Consider the following 21298-nt stretch of genomic DNA (forward strand, 5'->3'; position numbering starts at 1 on the left):
CGGCTGGCACGAGAAGAGGAACCGCTGTGCAGTCCGAGATGCGCGCTCCTGACGAGTGGCCGACCGGGCCGGCGGTGGACGCCGGCACCGAGAGTGACAGTGCCAGTGGCACCGACATCTCCGTGCTGACCAGCGCGTTACCCGAGCGGGACGGCCCGGCGCTGCGGCTGGGCGCGCGGGTGTTCCCGCTGCGGCGCTGGATGGCGCGGCGGCACGCGGTGGTCGGCGCCGAGATGGCGGTGACCGCGAGCCTGCTCGACCAGCTGCCGACCGGCCCGACCGTGGTGATCGTGGTCGCGCCCGAGGTCGCCGCGGACGCCGTCGTCGACCAGCTCCTCCCGGCCGCGCACGGGATGCTGACCCGGCACGGCCCGCCGACCGGCGCGTTGACCCTGGGCGTCGCGAGCCCCGAGCCGGTGCGCTCGGGCACCGCGGGCAAGCTCGCCATGTACAACCAGCACCTCGAGGCGCTGCCCGAGGCGCTCGTCGAGGCGGTCGCCGCGGGCCGGCGGTGCGGGCTCGTCACCGCGCACGGCAACTGCGTCCTGCTGCTGCAGCACTTCGTCCCGGCCACCGCGTCCGCGGTCGTGCACGCCAGCCCGGCCAGGCACCGGCCGGTGCGCATCGACGGACGCTGGGGGCTCACCGAGGTCAGCTCGCCCGCGGACACCTACGAGGTCCCCGCGGACGGCACGACGATCAGCGAGAAGCTCGCGTGGAAGCCGACCGCGCACGTCGTCGCGCACGGCGGCACGCACACCGTGAGCCTGCCGGTGAGCTGGCGCTACCGGTACTCGCTCGGCCGCGGCACGGTCCGCAGGCTCGCCGCGCTGGCCCGCGACGCCGCCGTGACCGCCGGCCGGCCGTTGTCGCTGGACGTCGCGCTGGCCACACACGGGCCGGTCGTCCTGCGCTGCCGCCCGGCGACAGCGGGCTGACCGGCTGACGGCCTGCTCGAAAAGGCCCTGCTCCCGCCTCGACGTGACCTCCAGAGGCACGGCCAATCATCGGAGGGTAATCGAACACCCGTGTCCAGTCGTCGGAGGTCACCGTGCCCCGCGCGCTCACCGTGGCAGACCATCAGCACGTCACCGACTGCGAGTCCGGTGCGTGCGAGCACTACCGGGAAATGGTGCGGCTGCGCCGAAACCTGCACGACGGCCTCGGGCCGGGGCTCGCGGGGATCATGATGCGGGCGGACATCGTCGGCCAGCTGATGACCGCCAACCAGGGTGCCGCCGAGGAGATGCTGCGCGAGCTGCGCCGCGAGGCGGCCGTGTTCATGACCGAGTTCCGCCGGGTGCTGGCCGACCAGAGCCCCGCCGAGCTGGACGGGCACCAGCTGGCCGACGCGTTGCGCGCGCTGGGCAGGCGGATGAGCAGGGCCACCGGCGGCACGCTGACCGTCGCGACCGACGTCGACCCGGCCGCCGCCGCGGTGGACCGGACCACGCAGGTCGCCGCGTTCTGGATCGCCAAGGAGGCGCTGACCAACGTCGTCAAGCACGCCAAGGCCAGGACCTGCGCGATCCGCGTCCGCGTGGACGCGGGCCTTCGTCTGTCCATTGTGGATGACGGGGTCGGCGGCGCGGGGCTCGGCCGGCGCGGCGTCGGCCTGGCGTCGATGGGCAGCCGGGCCGCGGAGCTGGGTGGCTGGTGCGAGGTAGGCGACATCGGGCCGGACAACGGTTCCGGGGTCTCGGTCACCGCGTACCTCCCGGCCCACCGAGGTGTTGAGGAGACCCTGCTGTGACAGCGAACATCGAGCTCGGCCCAGCGCGCGAGACCGTCCGCGTCGTCATCGCCGACGACCACCCGGTGTACCTGTCCGGGCTGCGCATGCTGCTGGACCTGATCGGTGAGGTCGAGGTCGTCGGCGAGGCACGGACCGGGACCGAGGCGCTGTCGGAGATCTACCGGCTGCGCCCGCACCTGGCGCTGATGGACGTGAACATGCCGGGTACGAGCGGGATCGAGGTGACGAAGACGATCGCCACCCGCTGCCCGGGCACGTCGGTGATCATGCTGTCGATGCTGGAGGACCGCGACACGTTCCTGGCGGCCATGCGTGCCGGCGCCCGCGGGTACCTGGTGAAGGGCGCGAGCTCGGAGGACATCGGGCAGGCCATCGGAACGGTGCGCCGGGGTGGTGTGGTGTTCGGGTCCGAGGTGGCGAGCTGGGCGCTGGACTACCTGAACAAGCCGCGCGAGTCGTCGAAGCCGTTCCCGGAGCTGACCGACCGGGAGCGGGCGGTGCTCGAGCTGGTGGCCGACGGTCTGGGGAATGCCTCGATCGCCCGGCGGCTCGGGTTGTCCATCAAGACGGTGCGCAACTACCTGTCGCGGATCTTCGCGAAGCTGCAGATCGCGGACCGGACCGAGGCCGCGGTGCAGGCGCGGCGTGCCGGTCTCGGCAACTGACCCGAAGAGCCCGGGGCCGGCCGGGCTCTTCGTCGTGCGTGGTCAGATCTGTGCGGAGTCCTCCGTGGACACCGTGGCCGGACGCCTCGTCGCGATCATGATCGTGGCGACCAGGATCCAGAGGAAACCGAGGAAGCGGCCGATCGGGGTGAGGATGGTCATCGGGGACACCAGCGCGGAGAACGACGCGAGCACGCCGAGCCCGCCGATCACGATGCCGGGCACGGTGACCCACCTCGGCAGGCCGCTGCCCAGCGCACCCGCGACGATCATCGTGCCCAGCGCGGCGACGTGGATGGGTCCGCCGGTCCAGAACGACAGCTGGTAGAGCAGCTGCGCGGACACCGCGTCGGTCGCGAGGTCCGTGCCCATGGCGACGTTGCCGGCCGCGCTGAACAGCAGCGTGACGGCCGCCGTGACGCCGCCGGCAAGCACGAGCTCGGGGCTCGCGCCGCGGCGGCGCAGGTAGCCGGCCAGCGTCGCGGCGAACCACAGCAACGCGATCCCGGCGAGGATCTGCAGCGCCGCGCCCTTCTCCAAAGTGGACGATGACGCCTCGACGGACGCACGCACGGTCTCCATGTCGTCGGTCGGTCTGGGGAACGCCACGTCCGACGCGCTCGGCACGAACGTCCCGGCCAGCCAGAGTACGACGAACAACGATCCGGTCAGCACCCCCAGCTCCCTGCGGGCGGCTTGCGTGGCAGTCATCGAACTCCCCTTCTGCGGTGTGACCGTGGCCGGTCTCAGCCTGACAGCGCGCGCTGACGACCGCCTCAACCCCGAGGAGGCTTCGCGACTACCGCGCCGGGAGTACCAACGCGACACGGCCACGCCACCAGACGACACAGCGACGCCACCAGACGACACGGCCACGCCACCAGACGACACGGCCACGCCACCAGACGACACGGCCACGCCACCAGGCGACACAGCGACGCCACGGGGCGACACGGGCACGCCACCAGGCGACACAGCGACGCCACGGGGCGACACGGGCACGCCAGGGGACGACACGGGGGCGGCGCGGGGTGGTACGGGGCGGGTTACTCGGCCCAGCCGGGGCGGACCAAGCCTGACTCGTAGGCCAGGACGACGAGCTGGGCGCGGTCCCGGGCGGCGAGCTTGATCATCGCGCGGGAGACGTGCGTCTTCGCGGTCGCCGGGCTGACCACCAGGCGCGCGGCGATCTCGTCGTTCGTCAGGCCCTCGCCCACCAGCGAGACGACCTCGCGCTCGCGCTCGGTCAGCACGTCCAAAGTGGACGACTCGGGGGCCTTCTTCGCGCGGATCGCGAACTCGCCGATCAGCCGCCTGGTCACGCCGGGCGAGAGCAGGGCGTCGCCGCCGGCCACCACGTGGACCGCGCGGACCAGCTCCACCGGCTCGGTGTCCTTCACCAGGAAGCCCGACGCCCCCACCCGGATCGCCTCGAAGACGTACTCGTCCTCCTCGAACGTCGTGAGAATGAGAATGTGCACGTCGGCCAGCGACGGGTCCGAGGAGATCGCCCGGGTCGCCTCGAGGCCGTCCAGGCCCGGCATCCGGATGTCCATCAGCAGCACGTCCGGGCGGTGCTCGCGCGCCGCCGCGACGGCCTCGTTGCCGTCCCCCGCCTCGCCGACGACCTCCACGTCGGGCTGGGCGTTCAGCAGGGCGCGGAACCCGGCGCGCACCAGCGCCTGGTCGTCGGCCAGCACAACTCGGATCACTCTGACTCCCCCTCGGTCCTGCGTCCACCGCGCGTCGGCATCGCCGCGGCGACCCGGAAGCCGCCGCCGGGCCGCGGCCCGGCGGTCAGGGTGCCGCCCAGCGCCTCGGTCCGCTGCCGCATCCCGGTCAGCCCGTGGCCGGAACCCATCGACGACGCTGCGGTGGACGCTGCCGACGCCGCCGCGGACGCATCGCCGCGGCCATTGTCGTCGACCCGGATCCGCAGCTCCTCGGGCAGGTAGCTCAGCACGACCGTGGCCTGTGTCGGGCCCGCGTGCCGGTAGGTGTTGGTGAGCGACTCCTGCACGATCCGCAGCGCCGCCGCGTCGACCCCGCTCGGCAGCGGCCTGCGGTCGCCCTCGATGTCGAGGTTCACCGGCAGCCCGGCCTCGCGCATCCGCTCCAGCAGCCGGTCCAGCTGGTCCAGGCTCGCGACCGGCTGCCGAGGCGCGGAGCCGTCGTCCCGGCCGTTGCCGTCCACGTCCTGGAGCACACCGAGGATGTTGCGCAGCTCGACCAGCACCTCCTTGGACGACTGCTTGATCGCCGACAGCGCCTGCCGCGCCTGTTCGGGCTGCTCGTCGATGAGGTGCAGCGCGACCCCGGACTGGACGTTGATGAGCGACACGTGGTGGGCGAGCACGTCGTGCACCTCGCGGGCGATGCGCAGCCGCTCCTCGCTGGCCTGCCGCTTGGTCTGCTCTGCCCGCGCCGTCTCGGCCTGCGCCATCCGCTCGTTGCGGGCCTTGACGATCTCCGCGAGCACCAGGATCAGGGTGAGCCACGCCGAGGCGAACGCGGCCTGCGCGACGCCGAGGGTGTACGTGGCCGACACCAGGTCCATGACGACGAGGACGACCGCGACGCCCCACCACGCGCTCAGCCAGGCGAGCAGCCGGGGGCCGTGCAGCACCGCGTTGAACACCGCCACCACGACGCTCAGGTACACCGGGCCGAAGACGGGGAACCGCAGCAGCAGGTAGCCGACGGTCACCACGACGACCGCGGCGAGCGTCGGCAGCGGGTGGCTGCGCCTGCGCAGCAGGCACAGTGGGCCGAGCAGGGTGAGCAGCACGGTCAGCGCGTTGACGTGGCCGGTGAGCTCCTGGAAGTAGGCGGCAGGGAAGGTCGCGCCCACCTGGATGACGGCGAGCGGGATCACGACCGCGTACGGCGGAAGGGCCGCCAGGAGCATCGGGCCCCTGGGCGCGCGCGGAGGTGCTGCCATGAGACGAACGTTAGATCACCCTGGGTGGCCCTGGCAGCGCACAGGGCTCGAACCAGGGTCGAAATACTCCCCGGGGCGCAGGCGCCGCCCGCCGGGGTAGCCGGGGAGGGTAGCCGGGGTTCAGCCGGCTGTGCGACGACGAAACCCCCTGCTGGGGAGCACATTGGTCACCATGAACGAGAACCGGGAGTCGAAGTCCGCGACCCCCGCCCTGCGCGCCTCCGACGCCGAGCGGGAGCACGTCGCGAAGCTGGTCAGCGAAGCCGCGGGCGAGGGTCGGTTGACCCTCGCCGAGGCGGAGGAGCGACTGGAACAGGTCTACGTCGTCACGTACCGGGGTGAGCTGGACAGGTTCACCGCCGACCTGCCGAACGGGCGGGCGACCGCGGCCGGGCCACGGTCGTCGATCGCCACGCGTGCGGCCGGGCTGCCGAGCCGGCTGCGGGTGCACGCGGCCGTGGCCGTCGTGCTGTCGGTGTTCCTGATCATGCGGTTCGTCGCCTCCGGCGCCGAGTTCTTCTGGCCGGCCGGGCCGATGTTCCTGCTGTGGGGCAGCCTCGCCGTGCACGCCTCGGTCGTGGCCCGCTCGAGCAGGGCCGGAGATCGATGGGTTCGTCAGCGCCGGACGCCACCATGGACGGGCAACACGAACGAGGGCAGTAACGAGGGCACCGAGGGGCGGACATGAGCACCACGCGCACGACTACCACGGGCACGCCGAGCAGGCCGGGCATCCGGATCACGCCACTGCACGGAACCGTCCGCCACGTCTGGCAGATCACGCACATCACGGCCGCGGTCGGGTGGCTCGGCATCCTGCTGAGCACGCTCGCGCTGTGCATGATCGGCCTCTTCACCGCCAGCCAGGCCAGGGCCCGCACCGCATATGACGCCGCGGTCATGGTCGCCGACACGTTCTTCGCGCCGGCCACCCTGCTCGCCCTGCTCACCGGGCTCGTGCTGGCGCTGGGCACCAAGTGGGGGCTGTTCCGCTTCTACTGGGTGGTCGTGAAGCTGGTGATCGGCCTCGCGATGGTGGTCGCCGGCACGATGACGCTCGGCTCGACCATCGAGCAGAGCGCCGGCGCGGCCGGGTCCTGGCCGATGGAGTACGGCGCACGCATCGGACCCGTCGGCATGATCGCCGTCCTCGCGCTGCTGACCCTGTTCGCGCTGGTGCTGTCGGTGGTCAAGCCGTGGGGCCGGGTCAGCAACCGCACCCGGACCGTCAACGCCAAGGAGTCGGCATGACACCCCTTGTGTCGACCTCAGCTAGTCGAGCAGCCCGGAACCTGCACGAACCGCCTGCCGGCCAACCGCACCCAAGGGGAACGGGACGCGACCCAGCCACCGGTACGTGTCGAACTGGACGCACGGTGACCACGAGGGTTAATTCCGGGGAGGCGGACCAGCCATGACCAGCACCGTCGCTCAGGACACCGTCACCGGCCTCGCCGCCCGCGCGGTCGGCGTGACCAAGGCCTACGGCACCGGCGCCACCGCGGTCACCGCGCTGGACGACATCTCCGCCGACATCCGGCGCGGCCAGTTCACGGCGATCATGGGCCCGTCCGGGTCCGGCAAGTCCACGCTCATGCACTGCCTCGCCGGACTGGACACAGTGGACTCCGGTGAGGTGTGGATAGGTGAGGTCCAGCTGGGCGGGTTGTCCGACCGCGGTCTCGCGGACCTGCGCCGCAACCGGGTGGGGTTCGTGTTCCAGCAGTTCAACCTGCTGCCCACGCTCACCGCCGAGGAGAACATCGCGCTGCCGCTGGCGATCGCGGGCCGCAAGCCCGAGCCGGCCTGGTTCGACACGGTCGTCGAGGCGGTCGGGCTCGCCGACCGGCTCACCCACCGGCCGAGTGAGCTCTCCGGCGGCCAGCAGCAGCGGGTCGCGTGCGCGCGGGCGCTGCTGCCCAAGCCGGACGTGATCTTCGCCGACGAGCCGACCGGAAACCTGGACTCCCGCTCCGGCACCGAGATCCTGCGCTTCCTGCGCCGGTCGGTGCGGGAGTTCGGGCAGACCATCGTCATGGTCACGCACGACGCGAACGCGGCGGCCTACGCCGACCGGGTCGTGTTCCTGCTCGACGGGCGGCTCGTGCACGAGCTGCCCGACCCGACCGCGGACGAGGTCCTCGACACGATGAAGGCGCTGGACTCAACAGGGTCCGAGCCCGAGACGAGGTAGTCATGTTGAAGGCGACCCTGAAGGGCCTGCTGGCGCGGAAGCTGCGGCTGATGCTCGCCGGTCTCGCCGTGGTGCTCGGGGTCATGGCGGTGTCCGCCGCCGTGGTCACGACCACCACGATCGGCAACGGCTTCGACGCGATCTTCCAGACCACGACCTCGAACGTGGACGTGTCGGTCAGCGGTCGCTCCAATGTGGACTCCGAGGCCGGCGGGCGGGCGTTCACCCCGCCGGTGCCGGCCTCGCTCGTCGACGAGCTGGCGGACGTGCCGGGCGCGGCGTCGGTGGTCGGCGAGGTCTCGGCCGACGGTGCCCGGCCGGTCGGGCCGGACGGCAAGGTGATCAGCCTGACCGGACCGCCGCGGCTGGGCCGCGCGTGGCCGGGTGAGACCGGCCTGATCGAGCTGCGCTCCGGCCGCGGGCCCACGGCGGACGGCGAGGTGGCGATCAACGCCGGGCTGGCCGAGCAGGGCGGCTTCACCGTCGGCGGCACGATCGACGTGCTGACCCTCCAACCGCGACAGTCCTTCGAGGTCGTGGGCGTCTACGGGTTCACGAACGGGCTGGGCACGCTGGGCGGCAGCACCGAGGTGGCGTTCACCGAGCCGGTGGCGCAGCGGCTGATGCTCGGTGAGACCGGCGTGTTCAGCTCGATCACGCTGACCGCCGACTCCGGGGTGTCGCCCGACGAGCTTCGCGACGCGGTGGCTTCCGTGGTGGGCCCGGACTACGTGGTGCGTACCGGCGACGAGCTGGCCGAGCAGACAGCGGCGGACGGGTTGGCGTTCCTGGACATCGTGCGGATCGTGCTGCTCGCGTTCTCCGGGTTGTCACTGCTGGTCGGGATCTTCCTGATCCTCAACACGTTCTCGATCCTCATCGCGCAGCGCACGGGAGAGCTGGCGCTGGTCGCGGCGCTCGGTGCGCGGCGGCGGCAGATCATCGGCTCGGTGCTGGTGGAGGCGCTGCTGGTGGGTGTGGTCGCGTCCGCGGTCGGCGTAGGGCTGGGCATCGCGGTGTCGACCGGGCTGCAAGCGATCATGGAGGCGCAGAGCGGGGCGCAGTTCCCGGTCGGGCTGTCCGTGCCGCTCCCGCAGCTGCTGCTGGCGTTCGGTCTCGGGATCGTCGTGACGCTGGTCGCGGCGCTCGTCCCGGCGTTCCGGGCGTCGCGGGTGCCGCCGGTGGCGGCGATGCGCGCGGCGGCGGCGGAACAGCGGTCGCTGAAGCGGATCACGGTCATCGGCGCGGTGCCGGCGGTGTTGGGCGGCGGCGGGATCGTCGCGGCGGTGGTCGGCGGCGGTCCGCTGCCCGTGCTCGCCGCGGGGATCGTGCTGGGCCTCGCCGGGGTGGCGCTGCTGACCCCGGTCGCGTGCCGGACGCTGCTGCCGGCGGTCGGGCGGCTGCTGAGCTGGTCGATGCCGGGCAAGCTCGGCCGGCTGAACGCGGCGCGCAACCCGCGCCGGACGGCGATCACGGTGGCAACGCTGGTGGTGACGTTGGGCCTGGTCGGCGGCGTCGGCGTGGTGGCGGAGTCGCTGCGTGCGGACGTGTCGTCGGTGGTGTCCTCGGACCTCGCCGCCGACCTCGTGATCTCCGGTGACGGGGTGAGCGCGCGGGCCGGCGGCCAGGAGGGCGGCCCGCCCACCGCGGCGGACGGCCGGATCATGCCGACGTTCTCGCCCGATGTCATCACGAAGGCGCGCGACGTGCCGGGGGTGGCGGAGGCGACCGACCAGTACACCGACACCGTGCAGGTCAACGGCACGGCGAGCCCGGCCAACGCGGGTGACCTGCCCGCGCTGTCCGACGTGCTCGGCCTGGTGCGCGTCGCCGGCTCGCTGGACCGCCTGGCCGACGACGAGGTCGCCGTGGACACCGGCACGCTGTCGACGTTGACGCTGGCCGTCGGTGACTCCGTGGAGGTCGCGACCCAGCGGGCCGGGACGAAGGAGTACCGGATCGTGGGGAGCTACGAGCCGAACTTCCTGCTGCGCGGCCCGGTCCTGTCGCCGGCCGCGGCCGAGACGTCCTTCGTGTCGGCGATGCCGGCCGTCGGCTACGTGCTGATGGCGCCGGGCGCCGACCGGGCGGCCGTGACGCGGGCGGTGACCGACCTGGTGGCCGACAACCCCGAGGTGACGGTGGCCGACCAGACCCAGCTGGCCTCCGACGCGTCGAGCCGGGTCGACATCGCCGAGACGATGCTCTACGTCCTGCTGGGACTGTCTGTGGTGATCGGCATCCTGGGCATCATCAACACGATGGCACTGTCCATCTTGGAGCGGACGCGTGAGCTGGGCCTGCTCAGGGCCATCGGCATGCGGCGATCGCACATGGTGCACATGGTCGTGGCGGAGTCGCTGGTGATGTCGGTGTTCGGCGGCCTGCTCGGGCTGGCCTTCGGCGGCCTGGCGGGCGCGGCGTTCGTCTCGGTGGCGGACCTGGCGGTGCTGGCCGTGCCGTGGGCGTCGCTGGCGGTGTTCCTGGGGCTCGCCGTGGTGGCCGGGCTGATCGCGGCGCTCGCGCCGTCCGCCCGGGCCGCGCGGGTGAACGTCCTGTCGGCCATCGCCTACGAGTAGCCGTCACGGGGTGATCAGCCCTTGGTAGGCCGCGCGGATGTCCGCCGTGGTCGGGGAGACGTACTCGTCGGCCGGCAAGCCGTACAGGAAGTAGGGACAGCTCGTGCCGCCGATCTGCACCGTGGTGTTGGCCACGAGTCGGCCGGTGCGCACCTCGTACACGCGCACGGGGACCTTGTACTTGTGGAACGTGACGCTCCGGTATCCGCCGGGCATGTCGACCGGCTCGTAGGTGCACGTCTCCACCACGTCACCGAGCTGCTCGGCGCCGGCGCAGATCACCAGTACCGCGGCGGCGTCGTCGGTGGCGCGCCACGGTGCGGGCAGGTTGTCGCGGTGGTGGTCCTGGCCGAACAGCATCGTGCGATGCGGCCCGCGACCCCGGTACGGCTTCGCTCCCCCGTAAGGCTTCGGGGTGGTGCAGTACGGGGGCAGCTCGCCGCCGTACGGCGGGGTGAGCAGGGTCCGCACGTCGCGCAGCTGGATCGCGTAGGTGGCGGCCGTGATCCCCTTCTCGGCCCGAGCCGCGAGGGTGTGCTCGGGGTAGTCGGTGACCAGCCGCTGGTACCCCTTGAGCGCCTCCGACGGGTTGTTCGCCGCCAGGAGCCGGTCAGCGCAGCCGACGAGCGCGGCGGGGGCCACCTCGTCGACGATGCCCTCGGCGCGGCGCAGGTCGGTGCTGCCGCGGGCCTGCTGGCGGCCGATCCAGTCCGTGACCTTCAGCGTGACGCAGGGGTCCTCGACCGGCAGGCCGCCGAGGAAGTCGGCCAGCACGCCGTCGGCGTCGGAGGTGCGGTCGCGGAACTCGCCGCGGATCTTCCGCAGGAGGTCGAACCCGGCGCCCAGCGCGTCGACGTCGCCGGTCAGCGCCGCGCGCAGGTTCTCGGCGGCCTGGTCGAGCAGGAGGTCGGCGCGGTAGTCGGCGGCACCGGCCCACCGCGCCGCCCGGTGGTCCTGGTAGCGCGCGATCGTCCGCGCGGCCAGCAGCCGGTCGTCCTTGGCCTGCCGCCGTGCGCGCACCACCAGCTCGCACGCCTCGGCGCCGTCGTTCGCCCGGTCGACCAGCGGTGCGTCGGCCAGCCGCTGCGCCGGCCCCAACCCGTCCACGATGGACAGAACCTGCGCACACTCGCCCGCGCGGTGCGCCTCGTCGGCGGCGCTCTCCTTCTGCGCGGCGTCGACCCGCAGCACCACGAACGTCGCCAGCACCGGGACCGCGGCCGCGGCCGCGACGAGCCGCTGCGCGCGTACCCCGCTCGGTCGGGTTCGCGAGCTCGTCGCCAGATAGAAGCCGTGCACGGCGACCGCCGCCCACCACGCGAACACCACGCCCTGGAACCAGCCGGCTCCCTCGACGAAGGCGAGGACGGCGAGCAGCCCCAGGGACACCGTCACGGCGACGGCGGCGAGGCCCCGCCTGCCCAGCAGGACGTACCCGACCCCGAGCAGCGACGCGTTCCCCAGCGCGACGGCGAACGGGTCACGCGACCGTGCCTCGGGCGCGCCGGGCTCGTGCGGTGCGGCGTCGGGCGGTTCGGGCATCAGACGCATCGGAGTCCTTCACTCGCAGACCTGCCGAACGAGGTGCGGTAACCATTGTTCGGACCGGCGCTGGGAGGGGTCCCGAGGCGACCGCTTGCTGCGACGCGAACGGCCGCCCTCCCGAGGGGAGAGCGGCCGTCAGTGGGCTTGCGGTCAGGCTGCCTCGCCGGGCCAGAGGTACTGGTTCAGGCCCGACACGATCTCCGTGTAGGCCAGCAGGCTCGCCACGTCGTGCTCGCCGAGGCCCCGGTTCATCGCCGCCGTGAGCCAGTCGTGGCTCGCGGCCGTGGTCGGCATCGGGACGCCCAGGCGCTGGGTCTCGGTGAGCACCAGGCCCAGGTCCTTGCGCATCAGCTTCAGCCGGAAGTCCGGCTTCTCGAACGCCCGCCTGGCCATCACGCCGGCCTTGAACTTCATCATCGGGCTGCTGTACCCGCCCGCGGCGATCAGCTTGATCAGCGCCTTGCGGTCCAGGCCCGCCCGCTCGCCGAACACGATCGCCTCGACCAGCGCCTGCATCTGGACGCCCATCAGCAGGTTCAACGCCAGCTTCGCCGTCGCGCCCATGCCGCCAGGTCCCAGGTGGACGATCTCCTTGGCCAGCGGCTCGAGCACCGGCGACAGCGCCTCGACGTCCTCCGCCTCGCCGCCGACCATGAACCGGAGCTCGCCATCCTTGGCGTGCTGGGCGTTGCCGAGCACGCAGGCGTCCAGGCCGCGGTGCCCCGACGAGGCGAGCCGAGCCTGCAACGACGTGGCGAACTCCGGTGCCACCGTGGACATGTCGGCCACGATCGCGCCCTCGGGCAGCCCGTCGACCGCACCGTCCACACCGAACAGCAGCGACTCGACGACCTCGCTGGTGGCCAGCGACAGGAACACGACGTCCGCACCGGAAGCGGCGGCCGCCGGGGTGTCCGCCAGCACCGCGCCCTCCTCGGCCAGCACCTCGCCGCGCGACCGGGTCCGGTTGTACACCGTCACGTTCGCGCCGGACGCGAGCAGCCGCGACACCATGCCGCCGCCCATCGCGCCCAGGCCGATGAAGGCGATCTTGGGTGCCATCAGCTCGCCTTGGCCTCGGGGAAGGCACCGGGGATCGCCACGCCCGCCGGCGGGCCCGCCCCGACCGGTGGCGCGGGCTCCTCCACGATCCCGAGCTCGAACAGGATCCGCGGGAAGTCGTCGCTGATCCAGGACTCGACGACCTTGCCGTCGCGCACCCGGTGCAGGTCGACACCCTCGACCACGAACGTGCGGCCGGTGGGCGGCATCCACATCAGCGGCCCGGTGTGCGTGCCGGTGGTGCGGAACCGCAGGCCCACCAGCTCACCCGAGGCGAACATCTCCTGGATGCCACAGGTGAAGTCCGGGAACGCGCGCTTCCAGAACTCGACCGCCATCGCGAACGCCGCCGGACCCTTCGGCAGGGCGAGCCCGGCGGTGTGCACCTCGTAGTCGGCCGAGAAAACGTCGTCGATGAATCCGAGGTTCCCCTTGTTGAGTCCTTCTTCGGTCGCGAAACGGACCAGTTCGATGTTCTCTTCGGACATCTACGACCTCCGCGCACAGAACGAGTACACCATCCTGGCCACGGTTTCACGCGTGCTTCCCGGTGTCTTCCCGCGAACGTCCCGGTAATTGATGAACAATTCCCGGGCGAACCGGGAACGGGCAACATCTAGACTTGCATTTGATTTCGCAGTGAACAACGGAGGCGGAAATGCAGACAACCCAGGTATACGCCGTCAACCGGGAACAGGCCAACTGCTTGGAAGTCCGCACCACGGAGCTGCCGGCACCCCCGGCCGGGCACGCGCGGGTGCGGGTCGAGGCGGCCGGCGTCTCCTACGGTGACCTGCTGTTCCAGCGTGGCGTGATCCCCGGCGGGCCCAAGGCGCCGTTCGTGCCCGGCTGCGACGTCGTCGGCGTGGTCGAGTCCGTCGGGGACGGCGTGACGACGCTGCGGCCCGGTGACCGGGTGGCGGCGCTCGTGGTGTCCGGCGGCTACACGACCGGCATCACGCTGCCGGCCGAGCGGCTGGTCCCGGTGCCCGACGGCGTCGACCCGGTGAACGTAGCGGCGGTGTCGCTGAACTACTTCATCGCCTACCAGATGTTGCACCGGGTGGCAAAGGTCCGGTCCGGGCAGAGCATCCTGGTACAGGGCGCGGCCGGCGGCGTCGGCCTCGCGTTCCTGCAGCTCGCGGAGCACATCGGCGGCGTGACGGTGTTCGGCACGGCGTCCGCGACCAACCTCGACGTCGTGCGCCGGCACGGCGCGGTGGCCGTCGACTACCGCAACGAGGACTTCGCCAACGCGATCCGCGACTCGGTGGGCGCGGTCGACGCCGCGTTCGACCCGATCGGCGGCCCGCACTTCTGGCGCTCCTACAGCGTGCTGCGCAACCGTGGCGGCCGGCTCGTCGCGTACGGGCAGAGCGAGGCGCTGCGCGGCGGCAAGCGGAACATGGCGGTGGGCGCGATGGGCTTCCTCGGCGGCATCATCCTGCCGAACCTGCGGCCGGACGGGCGCAGGACCGGCTTCTACAACGCGTGGGCGCTGGAGAAGAAGCAGCCGCGGGCCTACGGCGAGGACCTCGCCCAGGTGCTCGACCTGCTGTCCGCGGACAAGATCGCGCCCCGCTCGATCGCCACGCTCCCGCTGCGCGACGCCACCGAGGCCTTCGCCCAGCTCGAGCGCGGGGTCACCGGAAAGCTCGTACTGACCTGCACGGAATAAGGGCGGAAACGAGAGCCGGCCCGGTCGAAGGAGATCGGGCCGGCTTTTTCGTGCCCGGCTCGAACTTCGCTCGAATCGGGCACCCTGCCCGGCCGGCCGGGACATCCGACTCATGACCTGGGGACGCGGCGCACCGCATCCTCGATGGGAAGAAAGCCATCCGAAATGTGCCGCTCGACCATATGGCGAGACCCATGCGCGAGCGCTGTCGAAGCTGGAGACAAGCGTGCACCGATCATTGATTGTCGCTCGAATGATGCCCGACTCACAGGAGAAGGTCGCCCAGGTCTGGGCGGAGTCCGACGCGACGGAGCTGCCCCGCATCGCCGGGGTGGAGCACCGGTCCCTGTGGACCCTCGGTGACGTCTACATCCAGCTCCTCGAGACGGCCGAGCCCGGTCAGGAGACCATCAGCCGCATCAAGGGCCACCCCGAGTTCGTGAACATCTCCGACCGGCTCAGCGCCTTCATCTCGCCCTACCTGTCGACCTGGCGTTCGCCGAAGGATGCCCAGGCTCAGTGCTTCTACACCTACGAGAAATAAGGAGCCCGCGAACATGGCGAACGTGTCGTTCGACGACATCGAGTCGATCCTGGTGAAGAAGGTCGGCCTGGCCCCGCAGACGCTGGCCGACGCCCCGGACAACTCGCTGGAGGATCTGGGCCTCGACTCGCTGGCCGTCCTCGAGCTGCAGATCGTGATCACCAAGCAGTACGGCGTGGAGATCCCCGACGAGTCCGGTGAGCTGAACGTCGGCGACATCGTGGAGCTCATCAACAAGAACGCCGAGCAAGCAGCGTAAGGGGAGTCGAGCCATGGCCGGTCACACCGACAACCAGATCCGCATCGAGGCGCCGTTCCAGCTCGTCTGGGACATCACCAACGACGTGCCGAACTGGCCGAACCTGTTCACCGAGTACGCCGCGACCGAGGTGGTGAGCGAGGGCGGGGACACGATCACGTTCCGGCTCACCATGTTCCCCGACGACAACGGCGTCTCCTGGAGCTGGGTCAGCGAGCGCACCCGCTACCTCGACGAGAAGCGCACCCACAGCCACCGGGTCGAGACCGGTCCGTTCGAGTACATGAACCTCGACTGGCACTACGAGGAGGTCGAGGGCGGCGTCATCCTGCGCTGGGTGCAGGACTTCCACATGAAGGACACCGCGCCGGTGGACGACGGGTGGATGGTCGACAACATCAACAAGAACTCCGCGGTCCAGCTGCGGGTCATCAAGGACAAGATCGAGAAGGCGTACCACTCGCGCCGGGCCTCGGACCACAGGACGGTGTCCATTCACGACTGCCCGGCCGACCACCGGCGCGGCGGCACCATCCAGACCCTGCTCTCCCCGCGCACGGTCGGCAGCACCTCGGGCTTCATGGGCGGCGCGACGCTGCGGCCCGGCGAGGCCATCGCCGAGCACTACCACCCGTACAGCGAGGAGTTCGTCTTCTGCATCCGCGGCGAGCTCGAGGCCGACGTCGACGACGAGGTCGTCCCGGTCCCCGCCGGCACCGCGATCCTGGTGCCGAAGGAGACCCGCCACCGGTTGCGCAACGTCGGCACCGAGGACGTCTTCGCGGTCTTCCACCTCGGCCCGCTGGCACCGCGCCCCGAGCTCGGGCACGTGGACACCGAGACGCGCGAGGAGGCCGCCGCGGTGGCCGCGAAGATCCTGGCCGCCCGGGAGAAGCAGTCATGAGCCCAGGCAATGGGTTACGGCGGGTCGTCGTCACCGGGGTCGGCGTGGTCGCCCCCGGTGGCGTCACCCGGGACCAGTTCTGGTCCACCCTGACCGCCGGCCGCACGGCGACCAGGAGGATCTCGTTCTTCGACGCCACCAAGTTCCGCTCGAGGGTGGCCGCCGAGGCCGACTTCGACCCGGTCGCCGCCGGCCTGTCCGCGCGGGAGATCCGCCGCGCGGACCGCTACGTCCAGTTCGGGCTCGCGTGCGCCGCCGAGGCGCTCGCGGACTCCGGCCTGGAGCTGACCGAGGAGACGCTGGACAACACCGGCGTCGTCATGGGCTCGGCGGTCGGCGGCACGATGGCGCTCGAGGACGACTACGTGGCGGTCAGCAACACCGGTAAGGACTGGCTGGTCGACCACACCTACGGCGGTCCGTTCCTCTACCAGGCGCTGGTGCCCTCGTCGCTGGCGGCGGACATCGCGCACCGGTACGGCACGCACGGCCCGACCCAGGTGATCTCCACCGGCTGCACGTCCGGCATCGACGCCATCGGCTACGCGTGGCACCTCGTGCAGGACGGCGAGGCCGACGTGATCATCGCGGGCGCGTCGGACAGCCCGATCTCGCCGGTGACCGTCTCCTCGTTCGACGCGATCAAGGCGACCACGCCGGAGAACGACGACCCGGAGCACGCCTCCCGCCCGTTCGACGCGACCCGCAAGGGCTTCGTCATGGGCGAGGGCGGCGCGGTGCTGGTCCTCGAGGAGCTCGGCCACGCGCTGCGCCGGGGCGCGAAGGTCTACTGCGAGGTCACCGGATATGCCAGCCGCTCCAACGGGTTCCACATGACGGGGCTGCGGCCGGACGGGCTGGAGATGTCCGAGGCCATCCGGGTGTCGCTGGACCAGGGCCGGACCGACCCGACCGACGTCGACTACATCTGCGCGCACGGATCGGGCACCAAGCAGAACGACCGGCACGAGACCGCGGCGTTCAAGCGGGTGCTCGGCGAGCACGCGTACCGGACGCCGGTCAGCTCGATCAAGTCGATGATCGGCCACTCGCTGGGCGCGATCGGCGCCATCGAGATGGCCGCGTGCGCGCTGACGATCGACACCGACACGATCGCGCCGACGGCCAACTGGGCGCAGCGGGACCCCGAGTGCGACCTGGACTACACGCCGAACACCGCCCGCGAGGCGAAGGTCGACGTGGCGCTCTCGGTCGGCAGCGGGTTCGGCGGGTTCCAGTCGGCCATGGTGTTCAGTCGGTTGAAGGAGGCGGCATGACACGCGCGGTGGTCACCGGCATCGGGGTGGTCGCGCCGTCCGGGATCGGTGCCGACGCGCACTGGAAGACCGTGCTCGACGGCACGACGCGGCTCGGCCGGATCACCCGGTTCGACCCGTCGTCCTACCCGGTCACGCTCGCCGGCGAGGTGCCCGAGTTCGATGTCGACGACTACATCGCGGCGCGGTTGAAGGTGGCCACCGACCGGTGGACCTGGCACGGCTTCGCGGCCACCCAGGAGGCGCTGGACGACTCGGGCATCGATCTGTCCACGATGGACCCTTACGACACCGCGGTGGCGCTCGCGTCCTCCTCCGGTGGCAACGAGTTCGGCCAGGGCGAGCTGCAGGCGCTGTGGAGCGAGCCTGGCGGCCAGGTGAGCGTCTACCAGTCGATCGCCTGGTTCTACGCGGCGAGCGTCGGGCAGATCTCGATCCTGCACCAGATGAAGGGCCAGTGCAGCGTGCTGGTCGCGGAGAGCGCGGGCGGGCTGGACAGCTTCGCGCAGGCCACGCGGACCATCCGGCGCGGCACCAAGGTCGTGCTCGCCGGCGGCACCGAGGGCCCCCTCTCGCCGTACGCACTCACCTGCCAGCTGTCCACCGGACGCCTCGCGACCGGCACGGACCCGGAGACCGCGTACCGGCCGTTCGAAGGCGGCGCGGCCGGGTACGTGGCGGCCGAGGGCGGTGCGGTGCTGCTCGTCGAGGACCTCGACCACGCCCGCGAGCGGGGCGCGGAGATCCACGGCGAGGTGCTCGGCTGGGCCGCCACGCACGACGGCCGGGCGAGCCGCCCCGGCGACGGCGGCGACGGCGAACAGGTCGCCAGGGCCATGCGGATGGCGCTGGAGCGCGCCGGGCGCGAACCGTCCGATGTGGACGTCGTGTTCCCGGACGCGGTCGGGGTGCCCGAGGCCGACCGGGTCGAGGCGCGGGCCATCCGCGACGTGTTCGGCGACGAGGTGCCGGTGACCACGCAGAAGGGTCGCATCGGCCGGATGTACCAGGGCGGGGCGGCGGTCGACGTGGCCACCGCGCTGCAGTCGATGCGCTACGACACGCTGCCGGCCACGCCGGGGCTCACCGAGCCGGCGCCGGGGTGCGAGCTCAACTTCGTCACCGAGCCGACCACGCAGCGGACGTCGACCGCACTGGTCAACGCACGGGGCTACGACGGGTACAACACCGCGCTCGTCGTCGGCCGCTACGAGGAGGCGGCATGAGCAACACAGCGGCGCGGGCCCGGGTCGTGTTCCTGGTCCGGGTGCCCGAGGAGAACGTCGAGCGCTTCCTCACCGCGTACGAGCGAATCCGGTACGAGGTGGCCGGCGGCGTGCCGGGGCACGTCCTGGACCAGGTGTGCCAGTCCGCGACGGACCCGGAGCAGTGGCTCATCACCAGCGAGTGGGAGTCGCTCGGGCACTTCACCGCCTGGGAGCAGAGCCCCGGGCACCGCGACCTGGCCGGGCCGATGCGGGCCTGCATGACCGAGGCGAGGTCGATCAAGTTCGAGATCCGCGAAGAGACCAGCAAGTCCACCACCCGGCTGGCCGGCTGACACAGGAGAAGAAATGGACAAGACCCTCACCATCATGAGCGTCTGGGTGCTGGCCGCCTCCGGCATCCAGCTCGGCACCTTGTGGATCATGAAGCTGTCGATCCTGCCGCTGCTCAACGGCCTGCCCTACGACCGGTACGTGAGCACGTGCCAGCGGATCAAGATGCACGTGTTCCACCCGATCGCGGTGTGGAACGGCGTGATCGCGGCCGGCATCGGGGTGGTCGCCGCGGTCGCCGCTCCTGGTGTCGGCTCCGCCGTGCTGTTCATCGTCGGCTCGGTGGGCATGCTCGTCGTCGGTCTGACGTCCGAGGGCGTCAACCGCCCGATCTGGCGCCAGATCGAGAAGTGGAGCACCGACACCGTCGACGACGAGCGGTGGGCCCAGAAGCGGCATACCTGGCACCTCGCCCACGTGGTGCGCACCTACGGCGGCATCCTCGCGGTGGCCGGCTACCTCGCCGCGATCCTGACTGTCTGAACGAGACTCGAGGATCGCTGACAGGCGTCCCCTGGGGGCAGTCGAGCAATCCCCGCCCGGGCCTTCCGGGCGGGGACTATCTCACTGGACCACTTTGGACTAGCACCGGGAGGTGCCGTGCAGTTCTCTCCGACCGTGCGGCGGAAGGCACTGGCGTTAGCCGCCGGCCTCGCCGCGCTCACGACAGCCTCGTGCGGGGTCGCCTCGTCCGAGCCGGAGGCCGCCGCCGACCGCGGTCACCGCTCGAGCGACTGGCCGACCTGGCAGCTCGACACCGTCGGCTCGCGCTACAACGCGAACGAGCGGGAGATCACCCCGCGCAACGCGGGGCAGTTGGAGCTGAAGTACGCCTACACGTTCGGCAACGTGCCTTATGCCCGGGTCGGCAGCCAGCCCGCGGTGGCCGACGGCGTGCTGTACGTCGGCGGACCGGACGGCGAGTTCGTGGCGTTGGACGCCAAGACCGGCGAGACGAGGTGGAGCTACGACGCGAACGAGCTCACCGGTCCGCTGCCCGACGGTGCGCCGAACGGCATCCGCGACGGTGCGGCGGTGTCGGGCGACAAGGTGTACTTCGGCGACTCGACCGGCCGGATCTTCGCACTGGACAAGCGCTCCGGCAAGCTGCGGTGGGCGAAGAAGGTCAGCACCCAGGACCTGTCGGCGATGACCAGCTCGCCGCTGATCGTCGGCAACCGGCTGTTCGTCGGGGTGTCCACCTTGGAGGCCGGACTCGCACGGGACCCGAACTACGCCTGCTGCAAGCACCGCGGCCAGGTCGTCGCGCTGGACACCGACACCGGGGACCAGATCTGGGAGTACTACACGATGCGGCCGGCCGAGGAGGTCGGCACGTGGCCGAGCGGGGCGAAGAAGTACGCGCCGGCCGGCGGCAGCGTGTGGTCGAGCCCGGTCGCTGACCTGAAGAGCCGCACCGTCTTCGTGGGCACCGGGCAGAACACCACCGGGTCCGAGGGCGACATCAACAGCGTGATCGCGCTGTCCATGGACACCGGCAAGGTGCGCTGGAAGAACCGGATGACCTTCCCGGACACCTACACCACCGCGTGCGAGCAGGAGAACCCCGGCGACTACTGCCCCGGCCTCGGCACCACGGCGCTGGACGCCGACTTCGGCGCGTCCGCCAACGTGATCACCGTGCGCGGCCGGACGCTGGTGACGATCGGCCAGAAGAACGGGATGTACTACGCGTTCGACGCGCGCAGCGGCCGGGTCGTGTGGCGCAACGAGCTGGCCCCCGGCCCGCACGGCGGTGTCGGCGTCCAGTGGGGCAGCGTGTTCGACGGCAGGTACCTCTACGCGGCGACGTGGTACGAGGAGCCGAGCACGCTGTACAAGATCGACGCGGCCGACGGCGAGATCGTGTGGACGAGCGCGCACCCGGAGGACGGCTGCACCACCGGTGGCGCGGCGGCCTTCCAGGACATGTGCATGCCGATCTTCACCCCGGCGCCGACCGGGTCGCCTGGTCTGATCTACGAGGGCAGCGCGGACGGCAAGTTCCGCATCTTCTCCTCGCGGACCGGTGAGGTGCTCTACACCTTCGACGCGATCCGGGACTTCCAGGGCGTCAACGGTGTTCCCGGCCGCGGCAGCGCGTTGTCCGGCAACGGCGGCGCGATCGTGGCCGACGGCATGGTCTACGTGATGGCCGGCTACTACCCGTTCTACCCGACCGACAAGGGCACCGTGATGCTCGCGTTCGGTCTCAAGTAGACAGATCGACAAAGGGACCGGCCCGGCAACCCCACGGTTGCCGGGCCGTCCCGTTTGTTGGACTCGCGGGTCCTGAGCGTTGGACTCGCGGGTCCTGGGGGTTGGACTCGCGGGT

Annotated in this window: 22 protein-coding genes; 16 read left to right on the forward strand and 6 right to left on the reverse strand. The window is 71.4% G+C overall.

Features of this window, described 5'->3' with window-relative positions:
- Positions 1-38 precede the first annotated feature (38 nt).
- The 3 genes from GEV28_RS12360 (at position 39) to GEV28_RS12370 (ending at position 2421) form a co-directional block, all read left to right on the forward strand.
- Entirely contained in the window at positions 39-938 is a 900-nt protein-coding gene (locus GEV28_RS12360) for a hypothetical protein (protein ID WP_291411809.1), read from the forward strand.
- A 113-nt stretch (positions 939-1051) separates the two neighbouring features.
- The gene (locus tag GEV28_RS12365) at positions 1052-1753 is read left to right on the forward strand and encodes a histidine kinase (protein WP_291411810.1); all 702 of its coding nucleotides are present in this window, start codon (positions 1052-1054) and stop codon (positions 1751-1753) included.
- Positions 1750-2421 (forward strand): response regulator transcription factor, encoded by a 672-nt coding sequence (locus tag GEV28_RS12370; RefSeq protein WP_291411811.1) that lies wholly within the window; start codon positions 1750-1752, stop codon positions 2419-2421. Before GEV28_RS12365 ends, GEV28_RS12370 begins: the two co-directional genes overlap by 4 nt.
- Positions 2422-2463: 42 nt before the next feature.
- On the opposite strand, the gene GEV28_RS12375 is transcribed toward GEV28_RS12370, so the two are convergent.
- The 3 genes from GEV28_RS12375 to GEV28_RS12385 form a co-directional block, all read right to left on the reverse strand.
- On the reverse strand, positions 2464-3132 hold the full coding sequence (locus GEV28_RS12375) for a hypothetical protein (protein ID WP_291411812.1): 669 nt from the start codon (positions 3130-3132) through the stop codon (positions 2464-2466).
- A gap of 335 nt (positions 3133-3467) precedes the next feature.
- On the reverse strand, positions 3468-4133 hold the full coding sequence (locus GEV28_RS12380) for a response regulator transcription factor (RefSeq protein ID WP_291411813.1): 666 nt from the start codon (positions 4131-4133) through the stop codon (positions 3468-3470).
- Positions 4130-5362 (reverse strand): sensor histidine kinase, encoded by a 1233-nt coding sequence (locus GEV28_RS12385; protein WP_291411814.1) that lies wholly within the window; start codon positions 5360-5362, stop codon positions 4130-4132. The genes GEV28_RS12380 and GEV28_RS12385 overlap by 4 nt, the downstream gene beginning before the upstream one ends.
- Positions 5363-5534: 172 nt before the next feature.
- On the opposite strand from GEV28_RS12385, the gene GEV28_RS12390 reads away from it, so the two are divergent.
- The 4 genes from GEV28_RS12390 to GEV28_RS12405 all read left to right on the forward strand — a co-directional run bounded on the left by GEV28_RS12390 (position 5535) and on the right by GEV28_RS12405 (position 10135).
- Entirely contained in the window at positions 5535-6050 is a 516-nt protein-coding gene (locus GEV28_RS12390) for a DUF1707 domain-containing protein (RefSeq protein WP_291411816.1), read from the forward strand.
- Positions 6047-6613, forward strand: a complete 567-nt coding sequence (locus tag GEV28_RS12395; protein WP_291411818.1) for a hypothetical protein — start codon at positions 6047-6049, stop codon at positions 6611-6613. The genes GEV28_RS12390 and GEV28_RS12395 overlap by 4 nt, the downstream gene beginning before the upstream one ends.
- Before the next feature lie 163 nt (positions 6614-6776).
- Positions 6777-7556 carry an ABC transporter ATP-binding protein gene (locus GEV28_RS12400; RefSeq protein ID WP_291411820.1) on the forward strand — a complete coding sequence of 260 codons (780 nt, stop codon included), beginning with the start codon at positions 6777-6779 and terminating at the stop codon, positions 7554-7556.
- 2 nt (positions 7557-7558) lie between these two features.
- The gene (locus GEV28_RS12405) at positions 7559-10135 is read left to right on the forward strand and encodes an ABC transporter permease (protein ID WP_291411822.1); all 2577 of its coding nucleotides are present in this window, start codon (positions 7559-7561) and stop codon (positions 10133-10135) included.
- Positions 10136-10138: 3 nt separating this feature from the next.
- On the opposite strand, the gene GEV28_RS12410 is transcribed toward GEV28_RS12405, so the two are convergent.
- The 3 genes from GEV28_RS12410 to GEV28_RS12420 all read right to left on the reverse strand — a co-directional run bounded on the left by GEV28_RS12410 (position 10139) and on the right by GEV28_RS12420 (position 13230).
- On the reverse strand, positions 10139-11677 hold the full coding sequence (locus GEV28_RS12410) for a hypothetical protein (RefSeq protein ID WP_291411824.1): 1539 nt from the start codon (positions 11675-11677) through the stop codon (positions 10139-10141).
- Positions 11678-11830: 153 nt separating this feature from the next.
- Positions 11831-12742 (reverse strand): NAD(P)-dependent oxidoreductase, encoded by a 912-nt coding sequence (locus tag GEV28_RS12415; RefSeq protein WP_291411825.1) that lies wholly within the window; start codon positions 12740-12742, stop codon positions 11831-11833.
- Entirely contained in the window at positions 12742-13230 is a 489-nt protein-coding gene (locus tag GEV28_RS12420; RefSeq protein ID WP_291411827.1) for an ester cyclase, read from the reverse strand. Before GEV28_RS12420 ends, GEV28_RS12415 begins: the two co-directional genes overlap by 1 nt.
- Before the next feature lie 170 nt (positions 13231-13400).
- On the opposite strand from GEV28_RS12420, the gene GEV28_RS12425 reads away from it, so the two are divergent.
- From GEV28_RS12425 to GEV28_RS12470, 9 genes are all read left to right on the forward strand, one after another.
- Positions 13401-14420: a medium chain dehydrogenase/reductase family protein gene (locus GEV28_RS12425; RefSeq protein WP_291411829.1), complete on the forward strand. Its 1020-nt coding sequence runs from the start codon at positions 13401-13403 to the stop codon at positions 14418-14420.
- Positions 14421-14646: 226 nt separating this feature from the next.
- Positions 14647-14964 (forward strand): TcmI family type II polyketide cyclase, encoded by a 318-nt coding sequence (locus tag GEV28_RS12430; RefSeq protein ID WP_291411831.1) that lies wholly within the window; start codon positions 14647-14649, stop codon positions 14962-14964.
- Positions 14965-14977: 13 nt separating this feature from the next.
- On the forward strand, positions 14978-15223 hold the full coding sequence (locus tag GEV28_RS12435) for a phosphopantetheine-binding protein (protein WP_291411835.1): 246 nt from the start codon (positions 14978-14980) through the stop codon (positions 15221-15223).
- 13 nt (positions 15224-15236) lie between these two features.
- A complete protein-coding gene (locus GEV28_RS42270) occupies positions 15237-16127 on the forward strand; it encodes a cupin domain-containing protein (RefSeq protein WP_367115094.1) in 891 nt (296 codons plus the stop codon).
- Positions 16124-17404 (forward strand): beta-ketoacyl synthase, encoded by a 1281-nt coding sequence (locus tag GEV28_RS12450; protein ID WP_291411837.1) that lies wholly within the window; start codon positions 16124-16126, stop codon positions 17402-17404. The genes GEV28_RS42270 and GEV28_RS12450 overlap by 4 nt, the downstream gene beginning before the upstream one ends.
- Positions 17401-18630: a beta-ketoacyl synthase N-terminal-like domain-containing protein gene (locus GEV28_RS12455; RefSeq protein ID WP_291411839.1), complete on the forward strand. Its 1230-nt coding sequence runs from the start codon at positions 17401-17403 to the stop codon at positions 18628-18630. Before GEV28_RS12450 ends, GEV28_RS12455 begins: the two co-directional genes overlap by 4 nt.
- Positions 18627-18965, forward strand: coding sequence for an antibiotic biosynthesis monooxygenase (locus GEV28_RS12460; RefSeq protein ID WP_291411841.1), 339 nt, complete (start codon positions 18627-18629; stop codon positions 18963-18965). Before GEV28_RS12455 ends, GEV28_RS12460 begins: the two co-directional genes overlap by 4 nt.
- Before the next feature lie 13 nt (positions 18966-18978).
- Positions 18979-19446, forward strand: coding sequence for a hypothetical protein (locus GEV28_RS12465; protein ID WP_291411843.1), 468 nt, complete (start codon positions 18979-18981; stop codon positions 19444-19446).
- A gap of 117 nt (positions 19447-19563) precedes the next feature.
- Positions 19564-21183 (forward strand): PQQ-binding-like beta-propeller repeat protein, encoded by a 1620-nt coding sequence (locus tag GEV28_RS12470; RefSeq protein WP_291411844.1) that lies wholly within the window; start codon positions 19564-19566, stop codon positions 21181-21183.
- Positions 21184-21298 lie beyond the last annotated feature (115 nt).

The organism is Actinophytocola sp., from assembly GCF_009379765.1.
In the GTDB taxonomy this organism is placed as follows: domain Bacteria; phylum Actinomycetota; class Actinomycetes; order Mycobacteriales; family Pseudonocardiaceae; genus Actinophytocola.

Bases quoted from the DNA above. Each gene is read 5' to 3' on its own strand.
- GEV28_RS12360 (WP_291411809.1), top strand. From the start codon at position 39: ATGCGCGCTCCTGACGAGTGGCCGACCGGGCCGGCGGTGGACGCCGGC.
- GEV28_RS12375 (WP_291411812.1), bottom strand. From the start codon at position 3,132: ATGACTGCCACGCAAGCCGCCCGCAGGGAGCTGGGGGTGCTGACCGGA.
- GEV28_RS12385 (WP_291411814.1), bottom strand. From the start codon at position 5,362: ATGGCAGCACCTCCGCGCGCGCCCAGGGGCCCGATGCTCCTGGCGGCC.
- GEV28_RS12390 (WP_291411816.1), top strand. From the start codon at position 5,535: ATGAACGAGAACCGGGAGTCGAAGTCCGCGACCCCCGCCCTGCGCGCC.
- GEV28_RS12395 (WP_291411818.1), top strand. From the start codon at position 6,047: ATGAGCACCACGCGCACGACTACCACGGGCACGCCGAGCAGGCCGGGC.
- GEV28_RS12400 (WP_291411820.1), top strand. From the start codon at position 6,777: ATGACCAGCACCGTCGCTCAGGACACCGTCACCGGCCTCGCCGCCCGC.
- GEV28_RS12405 (WP_291411822.1), top strand. From the start codon at position 7,559: ATGTTGAAGGCGACCCTGAAGGGCCTGCTGGCGCGGAAGCTGCGGCTG.
- GEV28_RS12410 (WP_291411824.1), bottom strand. From the start codon at position 11,677: ATGCCCGAACCGCCCGACGCCGCACCGCACGAGCCCGGCGCGCCCGAG.
- GEV28_RS12415 (WP_291411825.1), bottom strand. From the start codon at position 12,742: ATGGCACCCAAGATCGCCTTCATCGGCCTGGGCGCGATGGGCGGCGGC.
- GEV28_RS12420 (WP_291411827.1), bottom strand. From the start codon at position 13,230: ATGTCCGAAGAGAACATCGAACTGGTCCGTTTCGCGACCGAAGAAGGA.
- GEV28_RS12425 (WP_291411829.1), top strand. From the start codon at position 13,401: ATGCAGACAACCCAGGTATACGCCGTCAACCGGGAACAGGCCAACTGC.
- GEV28_RS12435 (WP_291411835.1), top strand. From the start codon at position 14,978: ATGGCGAACGTGTCGTTCGACGACATCGAGTCGATCCTGGTGAAGAAG.
- GEV28_RS42270 (WP_367115094.1), top strand. From the start codon at position 15,237: ATGGCCGGTCACACCGACAACCAGATCCGCATCGAGGCGCCGTTCCAG.
- GEV28_RS12450 (WP_291411837.1), top strand. From the start codon at position 16,124: ATGAGCCCAGGCAATGGGTTACGGCGGGTCGTCGTCACCGGGGTCGGC.
- GEV28_RS12455 (WP_291411839.1), top strand. From the start codon at position 17,401: ATGACACGCGCGGTGGTCACCGGCATCGGGGTGGTCGCGCCGTCCGGG.
- GEV28_RS12460 (WP_291411841.1), top strand. From the start codon at position 18,627: ATGAGCAACACAGCGGCGCGGGCCCGGGTCGTGTTCCTGGTCCGGGTG.
- GEV28_RS12465 (WP_291411843.1), top strand. From the start codon at position 18,979: ATGGACAAGACCCTCACCATCATGAGCGTCTGGGTGCTGGCCGCCTCC.